Annotated in this window: 12 protein-coding genes; 3 read left to right on the forward strand and 9 right to left on the reverse strand. The window is 59.1% G+C overall.

The annotated features are described in order from the left end of the window. The first annotated feature begins 109 nt into the window (after nt 1-109). From FNJ47_RS00175 to FNJ47_RS00185, 3 genes are all read left to right on the forward strand, one after another. Complete coding sequence (locus FNJ47_RS00175) at nt 110-2716, forward strand: hypothetical protein (RefSeq protein WP_163149271.1); 2607 nt, start codon at nt 110-112, stop codon at nt 2714-2716. A gap of 143 nt (nt 2717-2859) precedes the next feature. Then, nucleotides 2860-3036: a hypothetical protein gene (locus FNJ47_RS00180; RefSeq protein ID WP_163149272.1), complete on the forward strand. Its 177-nt coding sequence runs from the start codon at nt 2860-2862 to the stop codon at nt 3034-3036. A 362-nt stretch (nt 3037-3398) separates the two neighbouring features. Then, nucleotides 3399-3911 (forward strand): hypothetical protein, encoded by a 513-nt coding sequence (locus tag FNJ47_RS00185; RefSeq protein WP_163149273.1) that lies wholly within the window; start codon nt 3399-3401, stop codon nt 3909-3911. 452 nt (nt 3912-4363) lie between these two features. Here the strand turns inward: FNJ47_RS00185 and FNJ47_RS00190 are convergent, their stop codons facing one another. From FNJ47_RS00190 to FNJ47_RS00230, 9 genes are all read right to left on the reverse strand, one after another. After that, nucleotides 4364-5662 (reverse strand): preATP grasp domain-containing protein, encoded by a 1299-nt coding sequence (locus FNJ47_RS00190; protein WP_235999230.1) that lies wholly within the window; start codon nt 5660-5662, stop codon nt 4364-4366. 181 nt (nt 5663-5843) lie between these two features. Then, complete coding sequence (locus tag FNJ47_RS00195; protein ID WP_163149275.1) at nt 5844-7379, reverse strand: class I adenylate-forming enzyme family protein; 1536 nt, start codon at nt 7377-7379, stop codon at nt 5844-5846. 128 nt (nt 7380-7507) lie between these two features. Beyond that, nucleotides 7508-7783, reverse strand: coding sequence for a hypothetical protein (locus tag FNJ47_RS00200; protein WP_163149277.1), 276 nt, complete (start codon nt 7781-7783; stop codon nt 7508-7510). Nucleotides 7784-8578: 795 nt separating this feature from the next. After that, complete coding sequence (locus tag FNJ47_RS00205) at nt 8579-9703, reverse strand: M20 family metallopeptidase (protein WP_163149279.1); 1125 nt, start codon at nt 9701-9703, stop codon at nt 8579-8581. A gap of 359 nt (nt 9704-10062) precedes the next feature. Next, nucleotides 10063-10575 (reverse strand): flavin reductase family protein, encoded by a 513-nt coding sequence (locus FNJ47_RS00210; protein ID WP_163149281.1) that lies wholly within the window; start codon nt 10573-10575, stop codon nt 10063-10065. Nucleotides 10576-11223: 648 nt separating this feature from the next. Then, complete coding sequence (gene trpD / locus FNJ47_RS00215) at nt 11224-12237, reverse strand: anthranilate phosphoribosyltransferase (RefSeq protein WP_163149283.1); 1014 nt, start codon at nt 12235-12237, stop codon at nt 11224-11226. A 555-nt stretch (nt 12238-12792) separates the two neighbouring features. Beyond that, entirely contained in the window at nt 12793-14400 is a 1608-nt protein-coding gene (locus FNJ47_RS00220; RefSeq protein ID WP_163149285.1) for an acyl-CoA carboxylase subunit beta, read from the reverse strand. A 1-nt stretch (nt 14401) separates the two neighbouring features. After that, nucleotides 14402-14905 carry a biotin/lipoyl-containing protein gene (locus FNJ47_RS53820; protein WP_163149287.1) on the reverse strand — a complete coding sequence of 168 codons (504 nt, stop codon included), beginning with the start codon at nt 14903-14905 and terminating at the stop codon, nt 14402-14404. 1 nt (nt 14906) lies between these two features. Then, nucleotides 14907-16376, reverse strand: coding sequence for an acetyl-CoA carboxylase biotin carboxylase subunit (locus FNJ47_RS00230; RefSeq protein ID WP_163149288.1), 1470 nt, complete (start codon nt 16374-16376; stop codon nt 14907-14909). Between the last annotated feature and the right edge of the window lie 2085 nt (nt 16377-18461).

Below are 18461 nucleotides of genomic sequence, written 5' to 3' on the forward strand. Positions count from 1 at the left end.
GCAGGCGAAGAAAAGCGGTTAGCTGATGCTCTAATCGCACTCGCTCGATTGCCCGATTGTCCATGCGGCAGCCGAGACCCAGATATTTCACCGTCGAAAGTGACAGCGAATGAACTTTCCCTCTCCTGGTCGCGCGCTTCAGCAGTCGGGCAGCGTGGGCGCGCAAGACAACTCGTCGGTCTCCCCCTCGGCGGACGCGGCGGCGTTCGAACAACAGCCGGGAGAGATCGCCGATGCGGGTAGTGGCGTGCCGGAGCAGACCTCCGCCCGGCTGGTCGGCGCATGGCGAAGCGAGGGGCTGCCCCTAACGGATACCGATGAGCACGAATATTCGGCGCTATCGCATGGTGGAAGCTCCCGGGCGATGCTGCTGCCCTCCGTGCAGCAGCCGAGACAGGCAGTGTGGGCTTTTGCAGACCGGGGCAGTGAGCCCCTTTATTTTGAGGATGTGCCTCTCGTCGAGGGATTAAGAGCGGCACTCATCAAGCGCGGATTCAAGGAGCATACGGCGAAGGGGCACGTCGATTCTCTTCTCAGATTTGGACGCTGGCTCGTTCAGCACAGCAAGCAGGGAATTGCCGAGCGTCTTCACGACAGTACGCTGAACAGCGATGCAGCGGCTTTCAACGAGAGTGGCGAGCGGGGTATCCTCACTGCGCTCGGCCATCTGCGGATCTCTCAGGTGGCGGGCGGAGTGGAGTTGATCCCGTCGCGGGCTAGCCCCTTTGCTCAGGACGCCGAGCTCATCAAGGAGTACAAGTCGACTGTCATTAACGAGCGTAAGGAAGCAGCGACGGCATACAGGTATGGAACTGCCCTAGGCAGATTCAGCAAGTACCTGCGTAACAATGCCAAGTCCGCCAAGTCCGCCATCGCTGCCCGGCTTCACGACAATTCGCTGGATGAAGACCTCATGCGCTATGAGGCCACCCCTGGTTATCACCCGAAGGTTCGAGCTGCACTGACCGACTTGCGAAAGACACTGGCTGGCGATGACGCGGTCGAGCTTGATGGCGGTATTCGTCCCGACTCGGAAGCCGCGGCCGTAACGGGTGAAATGTGGTCGGCAGACGCCGTTGCGCCCGACAGCGTGTGGCAGCGAACGGTCGGCTGGCCAGAGATACTGCCTGCGCAAGGTCACGAGCAGGATGCGCCCTCGAGCGTCATGGATCAACCGAGCCCCTCGGCTTATCTGGCGCCGCAAGCAGGCCAGGTCGGGCGCAGCGCCGATCTCCTTTATTCCGAGGATATTCCCCTCATTCTCGGGCTTAGGAAGGCGCTCCTCAGGGGCGGGGCCGCCGAGAGCACAGCCAGGAGCAATGTCGATTATCTTTTAGGCTTCGACCGCTGGCTCTTTGGCAACCACAGGCCGGCAATGGCGGAACGGCTTGACCACGAGATGCTGGATGAAGAGATCGAGGAATTCATAGCAAAGGGCGGTGCCACGAACGTACGTACGGCACTGGCTCATTTGCGGACCTCTCAGGCAGCGGGCGGCGTTGCGCCGGTCGCAGGCCAACCTGACCTGAAAGCCTATCCGGACGACGCGGCACGCATCAAGCAGTACAAGGAAGACGCGGCGGCCGCCGGCACATCAAAGATTGCCAGGACCTATGCAAGTGTTATGACCGATTTCAGTCACTACCTGCGCGAAAACAACAGGCAGAGCATTGCCGCTCGCCTCGACGAGGATGGGCTGGATAAGGATCAGTCGCTCATCGAAGATATGGATCTCTATCGGCAATCCGGTGGCTCCAGGGCGATCCGTGCCGCGCTGAAGCATTTGCGGACCGGTGCGAGAAAACCTGCATCTCTGCATGCTGAGGATGCGCCGCTCATTTCCGCGCTTGAGAACGCACTCATCAAGGCGAACTTCGAGAAGATCACCGCCCAAACCAATGGACGGATTCTCCGAAGATTCAGCCGATGGCTTTTTTCAAACGAAAAGCTGGCCATTGCTGCTAGGCTTTACGATAAGTCGCTGGATAAGGATGCAGCAGCTTTTGACAAGAGCGGCAAGCGGCGCGCTCTCACGGCACTGGCACATCTGCGGGCCTCACAGTCGGCAGACGGAATTGCACCCAATGCAAGTCGCGCCAAAACGGTCGCGAACCTCTTCCATCCCGAAGACGCGCAGCTTGTTTCGGCGCTCGAGAAGGCACTCGTCGCAGCCAGATACGAAGAGGCGAGCGCCCAGGCGATCGCCCGTCATATTCGCAAATTGAGCCAGTGGCTGTTAGCAAATAACAGACCGGCGATTGCCGCCCGGACCGGAGAGGAGTCGCTTGATAAAGATGCCGCGTCATTTAAGGCGAATGGGGGCGAGCAGCAGATCACGGCGTCACTGGCACATCTGCGGGCCTCTCAGTCGGCTGCCGGGATTGCACCAAGGAAGCCCCGTGCTGAGCTCAGCCCTTATCCCGAAGATGCGGACCTGATCAAAGACTACAAAGCCGCAGAATCCCGGCCGACTGCCAGAAACTATGCACCTTTCCTTATCGGTTTCAGCAATTACTTGCGCCAAAACCACAAGCAGAGCATTGCCGCCCGACTATCCGACGAGTCGCTGGATGAGGATGTCGAGACCTACAAGAGGTCCGGCGGTCATGCAAAGACCAGTGCCGCACTGGCACATCTGGCCAAATCGGCCGCAGGTGTTCGCGCCGTGGAACTCAGACGCACGGCTGATAAGCTGCGCCGGACAATGCACTACTAGGAGCCCCCAATTCGCCTGTGGATGTTGCCACGGAAGAGTACGACCATCTCTCGCCGGTACCGCCTGCAGCCAGCACCCTTTCGCCGCTCGCGCGGATTCGGTACCCTCACGAGGCTCCAGATCCCGGTGAGCACGTAGACCCCTTGAGCGAGAACTACGAGAATGCGATTGCCGCAGACGGGCTGATCAATGCACCTGATTGGGGCGATTTCCTCTCCACCGAGCACGTTTTTGGCGATGATGAGCACGAGGCGGGCGCCAGACCGGCGAAGAGGCAAAGGATCGACAATGCTCCACAAAACGGCGCATTCGAGCGGTAGTCAAGCCAGATCAGCGTTTCAATAGCCGAAGCGTTGGCGCAGCCTCCAGCCAATCAGCCGGATGCTTCTGTTTCGCAGGAACAGAGTGGACAAGGCTACGGGACGGCGGCGCAAGCTGCCTCGGGGGACGTTGTGGACGCCGCTTCGCAGCAAGGACCGCCGCAGGGACCTGTCAGCTGGCCATTGCTTCTGCGGACGGCTTACGATCAGGATCAGCTCTGGGGGGCGTTGGAAGACCTGCCGGCGTGGTCCGGGTTAGCCAGCCCCGAGCGCGCGCCGGAGGCAGAGCAAGTAGCACGGCCGGCAACAGCTGGATCCACCTCGAGCTGGTCGCTGCCGACGTCGCCCGACTTGATTGGAGCATGGTGCCGGCAACGCCATCCTCTGTCGAGACGCGTTCGTCTGATGTCGAGCGGGGTGTCGAGGCCCTGATTGATTTGCTGTCTCAAGAATTGCGTGATGAAGGCCAGCTTGCGCCATCACGCACGCCAACTGATGCCGGGACCGAAGGCGTGACTCCCACAACCTCGGTGGATGGGCACAGCGGACAGCGGCTTGGCCTGACCGAATGGTTGCAGGACGAACATATCGCCGCCGATTACGCCCTGGTTGAAGAGGAGTTGTATTGGAACAATCCAGATCTTGCTCGCCAGACCGGATTCGTACAGCCGGCGCAAGCCAAGCTATTGCGCCTGGTTCCGAGTGAGAGCGACCGCCTGCAGATCCTGCTGCCGATCTTCAATGAGGATGATACAGATGTCGCCAACTTCTTGTTCGTCCCGGTGAATGATGCTGGAGTTGGGGGCGGCGGATCGCATTGGTCGCTGCTGCTGGTTGATTGGCGTGCCGACAGCCGCGGTTGCCTATCACTATGACTCTGCCGGGCTTTGCAACAGTGCCGTTGCAGAGCTCGCAGCACGTCTCGGCTCCCGCTTTCAAGCGGCACGGATGGCCCAGCAGCAGAACGGTTATGAATGCCGAGTCTTCGTGGTGGACGCGACGCGAGCGCTGGTCGGACGATTGGCGCAAGGAGAGCGGCCGGACCGTGAGCCGCTGCACCTCGAGCGCCTCATCGCCGATCGACCGGCACTTCGGGATCGCCTCAGGACTGATCGCGGCTTGCGCTGACGGACTCCATCGGACCGCCGGTTTTCGCCCGGATCAGTCTCCGGCTGAACAGCGCAGCCGGCAACGGATATCCGCATCATGCGAGACGGACGCGGATTTCGGGTCACCTCCCAGGTACCGTTCTCCAGCACGCTACCGGAAGCAGGGGCAAGTTCGAATGAATGGAGTGGCAGGATAGATGTGGTTACTGTGATTCCAATCAAACCAGTGTGAGGAGCCGTTGTTTCAGATCGCCGGCGGCGGCCCGGTCGTACGCAATCACGAGGCACTCCACCGTGCCAGCCTCCTCGTCAACGGCAAGCGGGATCACGCCCTGCTTGCGTGTGCCATCGAATAGAAAACCCTCCTTGGCGAAACGTTCATGTGCAGTCCGGAGCGAACTCGATCGAACGTTCCTCACGGATGAAATAACGTAGGAGGCGGAGTAGTCGAAGCCCAGGAGCCGGACGGCGATGCTGTGCAACACCGAGCCGCCACCCCAGCGGCCGTTCGCTTCATTGAATAGCAGCCGTCCGTCGTTCGCGAAAATTGCGTCAATATTAATTGGTCCGCGATATCCTAGATTGCGGACAAGGGATACGAATCGGTAGGCATGCGCCTGCGCAGTCAACCATTGCTCATTCCCCAGATCGCTTGGAAGCTCAAGTCCTGTCCAGATCAGAGCCCGTTCAGATCGATCGGTGCTCCGGCGTAGTCGAATATTCCCACTGTTGATGAAAGTGATTGAGCCATCACGCTCGATTTCATACTCAAGATAGAACGCAGTCCGCGCCAAGTGGTACGATTCGACCACCAGCGTCTTGCATGACGCAGTTGTCATCTCAGACCAAAGTACGTCCGGATCGAACGACGGCCAGGCAATCTGTCGGGTCTCTCTCGCCCCGGATAGCGGACCGTCTTCATTGCTGCTCAGAATGACATTTCCGACCCCGCCGGCCCCATTGTCCAGCTTCAAAATGACCCTGCCGGTTTCGTGCCGGAGCGAGTTGACCGCTCGGAACAGTTCGTTCGAATTCGTCGTTATGGAGCCATTGGGCAACGGAAGTGCGACGCTTGTCGCCAGTTGACGGAAGTGGCTCTTGCGGTTCAATAGATCAGGCCCACGCTGTAGAGCGAATTCGTCGCCAGTCTGCTGTATACCCAGCACGGACGCCAGCCGCGCCACGCCTTCGCTGGAGTAGCAGGGATACATGCTCCAGGATGATTTCTGACGAATATGCCTGTTGATTTGCTCAACCATGCTGTTGGACAGCAGTGCGTAATCGTTGAGAATCGGCGCTTCGCGGCCGCCTCCAGGTACAAGCAATGAAAGACTGGAGGCGTCGAAATTAAGCGTCGCGCCAACGTAGGAGAGCAGATCCGTCGGGATAGATAGGGGGGACACTATCAGATCGCCCTCCTGAGCAAACCACGCCGAACGGTAAACCGAGTTGCCGGCGAGCGAAAGTTGAGCTGATACCAGATCGGAGCCCGACATTTGCGGCGTGCCGGCATTCATGATTATGATCCGCGGCATCAGTGACCTTTTTGCATTGGGATGTGATCAGAGAGAGACGGTCGACAATGGCGAGGTTGCTGCAGCAGCCTGTAGATGCCCAGGCGGATAAGCGCATTTCGCGCCGTCACGATGTCACCTAACGGGTCGCTGAGAAGTACGGCTCGCGTGCAGTCCGCCGAACTCAATTGCCATTTCCTTTGCAGCTTGAGTGCGCGACAGCTTCCTTCAGCTTGAAATGTTGGACCTTGCCCAACGCAGTTTTCGGTAGCTCTGGCGCGAAAATGATTTCGTGCGGTACCTTGAAACGGGCGAGCTGCGACCGGACATGCGTCATCAGCGCTTCTGCTTCGATCCGGGCGCCCGGTCGCCTGACTACATAGGCGACCGGTACTTCTTCCCAGCGCGGATGCGGTCGACCGATGACGGCGCAATCTGCAACATCCGGATGACCAACAAGCACACGTTCAACTTCGGCCGGATAGATGTTCTCTCCACCGGAAATGATCAGGTTCTTCTTGCGGTCATGCACCCAAAAATGCCCGTCGGCGTCGCGACGACCGATGTCGCCGGTGCGATACCAGCCACCGTCCAGAGCCTTGCGGGTTGTCTCTTGATCCTCCCAGTATCCGCAGAAGACGTTGGGCCCGCGTACTGCGATCTCGCCTGCGCCACCGGCCGGCAGCGTGTGCCCAGCATCATCTATGATCGCAGCTTCGCAACACAGACCTGCGAGGCCGCTCGATCCCTCGGGCACGAGACCCCCGCCGAGCTTAGTATACACTGCGATCGGGCAGGTCTCCGTCGAACCGTAAACCTGCAGGACCGGCACGCCGCGCGCGACAAAGAGCTCGACAAGATCGTGGGGCACCATAGTAGACCCGGTACAGATTGCCCTGAGCGCGGAGAGGTCGGTGCTATCCCATCGGGCATTCTCGGTCAGGGCTCGCATCATGGCTGGCACCAAAACTGCCAGAGTGGGTCGATCGCGCTCGAACGCGTCGAGAGTGGTCTCCGGTGTAAAGCGGCTGTGAATAGTAACCGTCGCGCCGTGATGCAAACTGGGGGTCGTCTGGATGTTTAGTCCACCGACGTGGAACAGTGGCAGGACAGTCAAGGCGTGATCGGCCGAGGTGAGGTCATGCATGTGCTGACTCATGACGCCGTTCCAGAGCAGCGCTTCCTGACGCAGTACGGCACCTTTCGGTCGTCCTGTCGTGCCCGAAGTGTAGACGATCAAAAGCGGGCAAGACAGGTCCGCGCCCGGATTGCGTCCGTCACCACAGTCTGCGTCCAGAAGATCGTCCAGTTTGTTTCCGCCGATAGGTGCGAAGTCTAGCCCGACAACAGAAACAGAAGGCAGTTGCGTCGCGACAATAGGCAAGACTGCGTCGAAGGACCGCTCAACTAGCAACACGTTTGCTCCTGAGTCGGACAGAATAAACAGCTGCTCGGCGGGCGCGAGGCGCCAATTTAAAGGTACGAGAATTGCGCCGAGCCGCGCGCACGCATACAGCAGCACGAGATAGTCTGGTCGGTTCAGGCTGAGGATCGCGATCCGGTCTCCTCGCTCTACCCCGAACTGGCTCTTGAGGGCGCAAGCCGCCCTCCCTATCAGGCGATCGAGGCTCGTGTAGCTTAGAGTCTGCCCCTCGAAACGGATGGCGGCTTTATCAGGAGCATACGCCGCGTTGCGTTCAACTAATGTGCAGAGGTCCAACTAAATCTCCATATGATCCAGCTCCGCGCAACGGTTCAGACAGGCCTCGCAACGCGCTCGCGAGGCCCACCACATGGTTCGGTGCCCGTTGCACAAGCGACAATCACACCCTTCGGCAGGACAAGCAGCTATTGATTGTTGTCACTGTTGCGATCAACGGATATTGCCTGGCGAATCGCTGGCGACTGATTACTCATTCTGTTCGGCTCGGCGGCGGTCGTGTGCATCTGCCGGTAGTGGTAGGCGCACCATGACGACTGTTTCTTGCCCGGTCTTTGACAGACAGGCTCGCCGCACATATAGGCAGCTCTGGTATCTCCATCCTTGAAGCCGATGACAGCCCGGCATTGGCCTTCAATATGGTCGATCAACAAGACCTTGTTGACGCCGTCAGGCTCTTTCAACTTGCTGCTCCAGGATACCGGGCAATCTCTTCGGTGCCGTTTCGGTCACGCCGAGTGACACTTGCAGCTGGGGTCCTTCGAAAGCCTCTGGAGGCTCACGGCCTGTCGCACATCTGCGCGACGAGAATGCGCCGGCAGGCCGGCATGAGCGGAGCGAAGAGCCGGTTCGGCGGACTGCTTCTGGGGCTGTGTCCCGCCAGAAGAGGGGGGCGGGTTCAATATCGGGAAGCGGCCGCGCCCTGCAGTGGCGCTGCACCGAACCCTGCATTGATCTTGTCCGACGTCACCTGCTCGCTGCAGGCCCGGCTTGCGGCAGCCACAGTGTTGCGGTTCTGCAATGCCCAACCATTTGCAACTAGCCGCGAGCCGTAAGGCTGCGGTCAAGACGCGCTGCGTCACTGTTTCGACCGAAAGGCCGTCACGGATGAAGATCATGACCAACCAGTGCGGGGTTGTTCTGACCAGCTCAGACATTCGTCAATCCTTCCAGTCGCGGCGGCGGATGAAGATGCGTGCCAACCGTAAGATCGTACAACTTAACGTTACGTCCGATTCAAGCCCTTTCTGACAACCTCGCATGAACATGCCAAAGGTATGTCGGGACGGACCTCCGGGACGGGTAGAGAGCTTCTAGCGCGCGATCTGCGTCAGAAAGTTGCGCTCCCATAAGAATGGTTCTGCGGCTGGCAGGGCCCTTGTCGAAAAGGCTCGCACGTCCAGCGATCGAGTGCTCGCTACCAGGAGCCGATTGCGCGACACCCTCCGCTTAAGTGCGCTCGCCTACCGATGCGTGGATTATCGCAGTGTCTGATACAGCCGATACAGCAGCCGCGCGCGAGGCTCGATCGATGAGATATAGAGTTGCTCATAATGCGTGTGCGCGCCCTTGCCGTCTACGCCGAGGCCATCGAGAGTTGCGGTATGCGCCGCAGTGAAATTGGCGTCGGAGCCGCCGCCGCTGAACGCGTCGAGCAGCTCGAAACCAATCTCAGCGGCAAGTTGCCTGGCGTGTTCGTAGAGCGTAGCGCCGGCCTTGCTCTTCTCATAGGGAGGACGGTTCAAGCCGCCCGATACTTTCAGGCGAACGCCATCGGTGCGCGAGGTGATTCGGAGAATTCTCGGCACCAACTCGTCTGCATGTGCCATAGTCGGCACGCGCAGGTCGACTTCCGCATGGGCCTGTTCGGCAATTACGTTCGGCTTGGTGCCGCCGCGGACGACGCCAACGTTGATGGTGATGCCGCGCGAAAGATCGTTCATCGCCTCGAGCGTCTGGATCACATTGGCTAGCTCCCGGATCGCGCTACGGCCGTCTTCGGGGCGTTCGCCGGCGTGCGCCGGCGCGCCCTTGATGAACACATCGAAGCGGCCAACACCCTTCCGCCCGGTGACGATCTTGCCGCCGTCGCGCGCTGGTTCGGTAACCAGCACATATTTTGCCTTGCGGCCCTCGGCCTCGATCAGCGCCCGCGAGGTCGGACTGCCGATCTCCTCATCCGACACGTAGAGGTGGGTGATGCCGAGCGGCGGGCGCGCGTCGTCGGCGCAGATCTGCCGAAATGCGTGATAGGCTAGATAGGCGCCGCCCTTCATGTCGTAGGTACCCGGGCCGAACGCGCTGTCACCGTTGATCTTGAACGGTAGTCGTCTTATGAATCCCATCGGATGAACCGTGTCGAGATGGCTCAACACCAGAATGCCCGGCACGCCCTGTCCCCAGGACGAGCGCGTGATCAGGTGATCGCCGCAACCTTCACGTCCCGCAATGCGCTCGATGGTAGCCGGCAGGTCGCGATAGCCGGCCGCGACGACGTCAGCCAGCTTGTTGAGCTGATCCGGCCGTTCCGTCGGGGACTCGATCTCGACCCAGCGACGGATGCCATCGAGGATCGCGGAAATTTCAAACGGGTAACTGGACATAGTTGTCGGATGCCCCTCGAATCTCGACTTTCATCACTCGCGCAAGCCCATGGTACGACCCGCTTGCTCGCTTCAGGATCGAGCATGAAGATTGTGACGCAGTGTGCCTCTAAACCATGATCCTGGCGCGACACTGATGCTACGTGCCTGCCGAGGAGAACTGAGCTACCAAAGCTGGTAGTTTACGTCGGTGCTATGCCGGTCCAGCGTGCGGTCGGATGGTTTAATCAGTCGCGAGGTACGCGCGCTTTTCAACGCGAGGTGAGGCCGTAAGAACCAAACTCGTCCACGAGTTGCCCGGATGACTGTTCGATAAGGATCGCTCCAGAACCGGTCGTCCGAGCAACGCGTATTCCAAACTAGCGGCATTCTGCGCAGAACTTGGCCAGGGGCAAGGTTCGAAGCGCGCCCTGGAAGTTGATCAATGGATTGCCATGGCCAGCCCGAGCTGCGACAATTCGTCCGATAAAGATCCTATGTGTGCCAATGATCTTGTGATCATACAAAACGCATTCGAGCGCGCAAAGTGCGTTGGACAATAGCGGCACGTCGACCACGCCCTGAGTCCAGGAAGCAGTGCCGAAGCGGTGAACACCCTTCGCTCCCTCCTGACCGCCAAAACGCCGGGCGAGGTCCTCCTGGTCACTGTGGAGAAGATTGATTGCAAAACTGCCGCTAGCGAGGATCGCGTCATGCGCTTCAGATTGGGCGTTGATGCCAACGAGCAAGCATGGCGGTTCCATGCAGATGGACGTCACAGAACTCGCCGTCAGTCCACGTCGTCCGCCGGCCGTTCCGGTCGTCACGATGGCGACACCGCTTGCCAGATATCGCATAGCCTGACGGAAATCTGCCGGCTGGATAGACGGCATGTTCCCAACCACGGGGGATGACCAGTGCGTCACGATCTGCCTTTAAAGTTATACCCCACTCTGATGCTCCGTTAGCTTGGGCAGGCTCGGATTCATCTCGCGGCCGCAATTGGGCGCGCAGTCTCGGAAAACCGCGTGTCTAGAGGGCAATGATGAGACCGAACATGACATTGATGTCCTCCGCGCGCCGACCAGAGTGCCGCCCAAGGTTAGCGCTCAATGTACGCGTAAGAGAACACGCTTTTTTGCATCTAGAAGATGCACATCGAGCGTCGCGTGCAGCGAACCCCGCAGTTCGGGCGGAATCGAGCAATCCGTGTCGATCAATTCACGAAACTTTCGAATGATGTGTTCTATCATTGCGATGGATCCGAGTGCTTCCAACTTCTGTGATGACATCATCTGACTATCTCCTTTGGAACGCAGCGCATGCCGCGGGTCTGTATCTCGGCAAAAGGGGCTGGAGCAGACTCTCGCCGATGAACAGGGATGGCTCTCGTACCGCGTCCTTAACGCGGATTGCTTTGAACGGCGCGCGCAGGCGGCACATGCTCATCGAGAGTTCGAAGGAATAGGCGCACAGTCGCAGCTGCTATTGCATAGCCGCTTGTCAGAATCGGCTCCGTCGGGACCATGTTCCAACCCCTGTTACGTGTTGGATACTGCAATCAAGCGTTTCAGTCGAACGGCTGCGCTGCCACCGTCAAGCGCATGTTGTGCAAGTGCGACGCCCTCCTGCAGCGTCTCGACGCGGCCGGCCACGATCAATGCCGCCGCCGCATTCAAAAGTGCAGCGTCGCGAAATCGACCCGGAACGCCGTCGAGCACGTTTTGCAAGGCGACGGCATTGGCCTTCGCTTCGCCGCTCTCCAGCGTCTCCTTGTCGCAGCGGGCAAGCCCGGCTTGTTCCGGCGTCACTTCGAAGGTGCGCACTGTGCCGGCCTCAAGTGCGGCAACAAAGGTCGGCCCGGTGAGGGTAACCTCGCCCAGCCCGTTAGAGCCATGAACCACCCATGCCGATTCGGCGCCGAGGTTCTTCAGCACGTAAGCCAGAGGCTGAACCCATTCGCGAGCGAATATCCCAACGATCTGCCGCTTGACCCTGGTCGGATTGGACAGGGGCCCGATGAGGTTAAGGATGGTGTGGGTCCCAAGTGCGGTGCGGATCTGGCCGACGCGCTGCATCGCCGGATAATGGGCTGACGCAAATGAGAAGCCGATTCCGGCTTCGTGCACACAGCGCGCAACGGCCTCAGGCTTGAGGTCGACGTTGACACCGAGATGCGCCAATAGGTCCGCGGTGCTAGGACCCGAAGATGTATCGCTGTTGGCATGCCTGGCAACAGGAACGTCGGCTCCGGCGACGATAAATGAGGCGCACGTCATCACGTTGGCCGAATACGCGACGGTATCGCTCGTACTAGCGATATTGATGGGATCGCATGCGACCTCGACCCGCGGCATTCTCTCGCGTACCGCGGAGGCCGCTCCGGTGACTTCTTCGATCGTTTCGCCCCTGACTCGCAAACCCATCAACAAGCCGCCGATCTGCGACGGAGTCGCATGACCCGACATCAGGCCGTCGAATGCTGACGCAGTTTCCTCGCGCGTCAGAGTGGCGCCGGTGGCAACTTTACCGATAATTGATTTCAGCGCTTCCATCGACTTTACACGTTCATTTGTCCGAATCTGAAGCGTCCCGCTTCAACGGAGGCTTTTGTTGAAGAGACGTGGCACCGGCTGTCTTGATGAAGCTGTCCAGCCCATCGGCGGCACGGCCGAACGTCGACGTTTGAGTGATCGGTTGGGTTGGGCACCGCCATTTCGGCAAGGCTACAACCTGACGCTACGTGAGGGTCAAGCTCTCCATGTCGTGATGCCGTCAAGAGATCGCCGGCCGATGAGAGCAGTGCAGTTGCTGCGCCAGCAAAGATGGCGAGGTCTACTGCCGCGCATGTGCCTTAGCGGCGGCTTCTTGATCACGAGGATTCAGCCGAAGCGCCCGGAAACTTGGAAAATCTTGCGGCTTGTCGGCACCGCTGTCCTGTCGGTTGAAGTCGCTTCTCACGTGCTTTGGGCGGAGCAGTGCTGATCTGCCTCAACAAACCACCCCGCCAGACTGCAAATCAAGGTGCATACGGCGAAACCGGAAGCATCCTACCGCAACGGAGAGCTCCCGGTCCGGCTTGCGTCAACGCCTAAGTGCTCGGTCCTGCCTTACAGTCGGAACACGCCGTACTGCGGCGCGTCGATCGGTGCGTTGAGTGAAGCACTCAACGCGATTGCAAGGGCGGTCCTGGTATCGATAGGATCAAGAATGCCATCGTCCCAGAGTTCGGACGTTGCATAATAGGCGCTTGATCGCTCGCGATATTCTTCAAGAACCGGTTCGCGAATGCCTGCCAGTTCCTGCTCAGAGAGCCGCCCTCCGGTGCGGGCCAATTGTCTCGCCTTGACGTGGGTGAGAACGCCGGCGGCCTGCTCGGCGCCCATCGCGGAAATCTGAGAGTTCGGCCAGCTGAACACAAACCGAGGATCAAACGCGCGTCCCGACATGGCGTAAGTGCCTGCGCCATGAGAGCTGTTGCAAATGATCGTAAACTTCGGGACAGACGCGCCGGACACAGTCATGATCAGCTTTGCGCCGTCCTTGGTAATCCCACGGCGCTCATATTCGCGGCCAACCATAAAGCCTGTGACGTTCTGCAGGAAGAGCAGGGGCGTTCGGTTCTTGTCGCATATTTGAATGAAATGAGCACCCTTTAGCGCACTGTCGCCGAACAAAACGCCGTTATTGGCAACGATCCCGACTTGATATCCATAGAGCCGGGCAAAGCCGCACACGAGTGATGTCGCATAACGCGGCTGGTACTCATCAAATCGACTGCCATCGACGAGACGAGCGATGATCTCCCGCATGTCGAACTGCGCTCGCGCGTCCTTTGGAATGATGCCGTAGAGTTCGGATGCATCATAGGCGGGCGGCTCGGGCGCTACGCGATCGATGCAGGTTTTCGCCGGTTGGTGGAAGCGCGCGACAACGTTGCGCGCAATCGCGATTGCGTGGAGCTCGGAAGTTGCGAAATAGTCACTGGTGCCCGACACGCTCGTGTGCATGAGGGCACCGCCGAGCTCTTGGGCGGAGACTTGTTCGCCAGTGGCAGCCTTCACGACCGGAGGGCCGCCAAGAAAAATTGCTCCCGTGCCTTCGACCACAATGTTGTATTCGCTAAGCGCCGGGACATAGGCCCCCGCCGCGGTGCAGTGGCCCATGACGATGGCGACCTGCGGTACTCCCACCTTCGAGAGTATCGACTGATTGCGCAAAATTCGACCCGCATGGTATCGATCAGCAAAGAACTCCGCCTGCAAAGGCAGAAAACCGCCGGCGCAGTCGCATAGATGAACCACCGGCAGACGGTTTTCGATGGCTATGTCCAAGGCCCGCACGATCTTCTTGACCGAGAGTGGATACCATGCGCCGCTCTTCACGCTGGAATCGTCAGCGTGAACAATCACTTCTCGACCCGCAACGATGCCGATGCCGACCACCTGCGCGGCGCCCGGAACCTCTCCGTTGTAGGCCTTGTTGGCGGCCAGGGTGGAAAGCTCCAGGAAAGGAGTTTCCGGATCCAGCAAGGCTGCGATGCGGTTGCGAACAAACAGCTTGTCCTGCCGACGCAGCCGCTCGAAGTCTTTCTCAGGTCTGTCGAACCGGGCCAAGCGTTGGCGCTCCTTCAATTCGGCAGCCAGTTGTCTGTTGTGGAGGTCGTTGCGACGAAACTCCTGCGAATCGACATCCGCCGCAGAACCGATCCGCTGCATTTCAGAACCCTTCTTTAGACAGCGTTACGAGTACGGCGTCGTGCTCGAAGCTCTCGTTCTCCTTGACGTGAATCCGCTCGACGATGCCGTCCTGGGGTGATCGTATGATCGTTTCCAGCTTCATGCTTTCAATCATCATTAGCGCCGTCCCCGCCGAGACTGAGTCACCAGGCGAAACTGTAATCGCGACAACCATCCCAGGCATTGGCGCTCGGGCTACGAGGGGACAAGTCCCGCTATTCCCAGCAGCGTGGGTCCGTAGCGGATCGATGTAGCGCAAAGTACGCGTTCTGCCGCGGATATGGAGGTGAATGAGCTCCCCGTCGATCACGAACCTGACGGGTTCGCTCTGCCCGGCAATGGTCAGGATACCGCTGCTGTCGCTGCGCTGGGTGAATGCGACGGGGGCAATTACCTCGTCTCGCAAATGAAGGCGGTAGCCATGCCGGCTGGCCGAAAGCCACAATGTATAATCTACGCCGTCAACCTCGAACGAGTGATACACTTCAGTTTCTCCAATTGCCGAGCGCTGAATGAAGCTCTGGCACGGCATCTGCCGAGTCGCGGACCGGCCTCGTCAGGAGAGCGGCGGATGCGAGGAACGCAGACATTCCGGCAGCAAAAATGCCCGATGCGAGATGCGGGTTTTGTTCAAGGTATCCGACATGGAAGTGACCGCCGAGAAATGCCTCGTCGGAAACGATCCGGGCGAGCAAGTTCGCATTGGTCTCGCATCCCAGTAAAACCAATTCGCGAACTGCACGATGGGCTTTCAGAGCAGATTCCATGCGGCTTGGTGAATGCACGATGATCTTGGCGAGCATCGGATCGAACGCCGGCGTGATGTGCTGGCCTTGAATGATGCCGCTGTCGATCCGTACGTCATTGGGATACTCGAGAAGAAGTACTTTTCCGGTGGTCGGAGCGTATCCGCATTCAGGAGCCTCCGCGTACAGCCGGAGCTCGATTGCATGGCCGTTCGAAACGATATCGGACTGGGAGAATGCAAGTTCGCGGCCCGCTGCCGCATAGATCTGTTCCGCCACCAGATCGACGCCAGTAATCATCTCGGTGACCGGATGCTCGACCTGAAGTCGTGTATTCATTTCAAGGAAGTAGAAATCGTCTCCGCTGAGGAGGAATTCGACCGTTCCTGCATTCCGGTAGTTCGCTGCACGAGCGATGCGAACCGCTGTATCGCAAATTCGAGCCCGCGATTCTTGGGATAGCGCAGGCGAGGGCGTTTCCTCGATAATCTTCTGGAAACGGCGCTGCACGGAACACTCGCGCTCGAACAGATGCACGAGGTTTCCTAAGCAATCACCGAGCACCTGTACTTCGATGTGTCGCGGGTATTCGAGATGTCGTTCGGCATAGAGTCGGGCATCTCCAAAGTAACGGCCCGCTTCACTGCGCGCCTGCTCGATGGCTGCCTCCAAGGTATTAAGGTCGCGTACAATCCGCATGCCCTTACCGCCGCCACCAGCCGATGGCTTCACGAGCAGAGGAGCTCCCATGGCCTGCGCTCTGGAGGCAAATGTCGCCGGATCATCTTCTTCGATGACGCAGGGGGCGACCGGAAAACCGTTGGACTGAACGAAATTGCGTGCGCGGATCTTGTCCCCCATCAGTTCGATAGTGTCAGGAAGAGGACCGATGAACGCAATGCCGGCGTCTGTCACGGCTCTGGCGAACTCCGCATTTTCGGAAAGCAGCCCATAACCGGGATGCAGCGCGCCGGCGCGCGCCTGGTCGGCGGCCGCGATGATCTGCCTAGTATCGAGATAACTTGCGATCGGCGTGCTGCCGCTGATCTGAATGGCCAGGTCGGCCATGGAGACGGCGGGTGTTCTCGCGTCTATTTCGTGGTAGGCAATTGCAGAACGGAGTCCAAGTTTACGTAACGTTTTGACGATGCGGGCGGCTATCTCGCCCCTGTTGGCGATCAGTACGGTATCGAAGGGCAATTGTGGCATTTGCCTATCCAAATAAGCATGAAGGGACCAAACCGTCGTGAGTGGCCGGGCTTGTTGCCTCCAGCCGACGTCGCGTGAACGTCCTGCGTGCTAGGTGGGCTATCTCGGAACGTGAGGCGGGCGAACAGGCCACCCGACCCTCTACTTCGAGATGCCGCCGTTCTTGCCCGTATCTCGCGAGGAGATCACGTAACGGCATTGCTGGCTGAGGCTGGCGTGCTTGGATCTGAGGCAAGCAAGGATAGCGACGTGGCTCGGTATGTGATTGCTGCAAAGGCGGAACACGTCCTCCATACACGCCTGTCTCTCCTCGGGAGTCGGAGCTTGATCTCGCGCGTTGACCTGCCACGGGATTACAGCAGTCACTGCGGCAGCTAGAGCGATGGCGCGGCAGGATTTGAGGAGCGAAGCCAAACCGGCCCCTTGGTCTTGAGTCATGTCATTCCTTAAGGGTGGTAGGTCTGCGATGTCTTGAGCGAAGCGCAAAATGGTCTGTCCGTCGGCCAATAGACGTGTAGCGCCAGGTGCAATGCCTGCGAGTTCCGTTTCGCCGACTCTGGTATGCCTGGATGTCCTGAAGTATTCGGCGTGGCACGTTGAGGTGTTTGAGCACAGCCCACCTCACGGCCAATAGTTGCTGCCACGGTCGGCGCGATACGGGATCGAACAAGACCTGCGGCCTGGTGCCGGCCTTATCGAGGCAGAGAGATGAGAAAAAGCCAGGTGCGCTCAAACCATAGCTGATGACGCAATTGATCCTGCGTAACGAACCCTGATGAGACGCCTCCAGGTCATCTTTAGTGTAGTCGGCCTGCGCTCCACATTAATGTGGAGACGGCGATCGGGATGAGAGCGCCTTCTGTAGAAATATCGAAGGGCTCGATCTCTTCCGCTGCTGGCCGAGGTAGCCTCGGATAACGTGTGAACAGGTACGTATCTGCAGAAGCGTATGATCCCGAGCGACTCTCGCCAGCTGAGTTTAGATGTTTGACACATTCGCTATTCTCATTGCCTGCAGGAAACGTCTGGATTGTCGGAGGCGGTCCCGACCTGTCCAGGATCGTACAATCTGACGCTGCGTGCGATTCAAGTCCCTTCTTGGATCAAATCGACCGAGTATCCTCTTACGGTGGCAAATGGCGCTTTGGTGGCCGCCAGCCCTTAGGTGATTATACGGAGCGCCGGTGTCGCATTTCTTTGATGTCCAAATTGCATGCTCACGGCATGAATCCGAAAAGTAAACTCTACCAGCCCGACCACTGGCGAAGCCGCGCGGAAGCAACGCGAAAAAAGGCGGAAGGACTCGCTTATGGTAAACCCAGAGACAGGCTTCTTAACGTTGCGATCGAGTACGATAAGCTGGCTCGGCGCGCCCAAGAGTGGCAGACGCGCAGAAGTGAGGACGAAACATGGTCAGAGCGAGAGCTGTAGGGCTTTGCCGGGCCTCGATAAGCCGCGCCTCAGCTGGACGGCCCCAGCGCCGATCGCGGAGCAAATGTCACCCGGCAATCGGCGCATCCAAGCAAGTAGCGCTGGATTTGGCGTTTTGGTCCACGATAGGCCTTGCGGCTTCGAGGCACATTGAGTGGCCTCGAAGCTGGTTCGGCATGGTATGCTGGAGGCGACTTGCTGTCTCAGTTGCGAATTCATATCCTGCTAGCCACGCGGGGGCCAAGCTTGCCTGTGAAGAAGCCACCGCTTCCAGCCGATCGTGGGCATATTCCCGCCCTACGATCGGATCGTCGAGGTCGGGAGGTGCGAGCCGCCCGACGCAGCTTTTCTTGTGATTTGTCAATTCCGCAAGCTTCTTTGTGCTCATAAGAAGACGGCTGCGACGATCCAGTAGATGCCGGCCCAGAGCAGCGCACCCAGGAGGAGTGCGGCCAGCGGCCATAGATTCCATCGCCGTTGCGCCCGCAAACAACGGCAATCGGCGTCGTAAGGCCTGACAGTCGGGTGCTTTGGTGCGCGCCAGTGAGTCATTGACCACGTGCCGCACTGGTCCGAGGAGAACGGCTGGTTTCTGGATGCGTCGTATCATTCATAAGTTTGCAGTCGTCCTTCAAGGCTCGAGTTGTCGGATTC

Source organism: Bradyrhizobium uaiense (genome assembly GCF_010811875.1).
GTDB lineage: Bacteria > Pseudomonadota > Alphaproteobacteria > Rhizobiales > Xanthobacteraceae > Bradyrhizobium > Bradyrhizobium uaiense.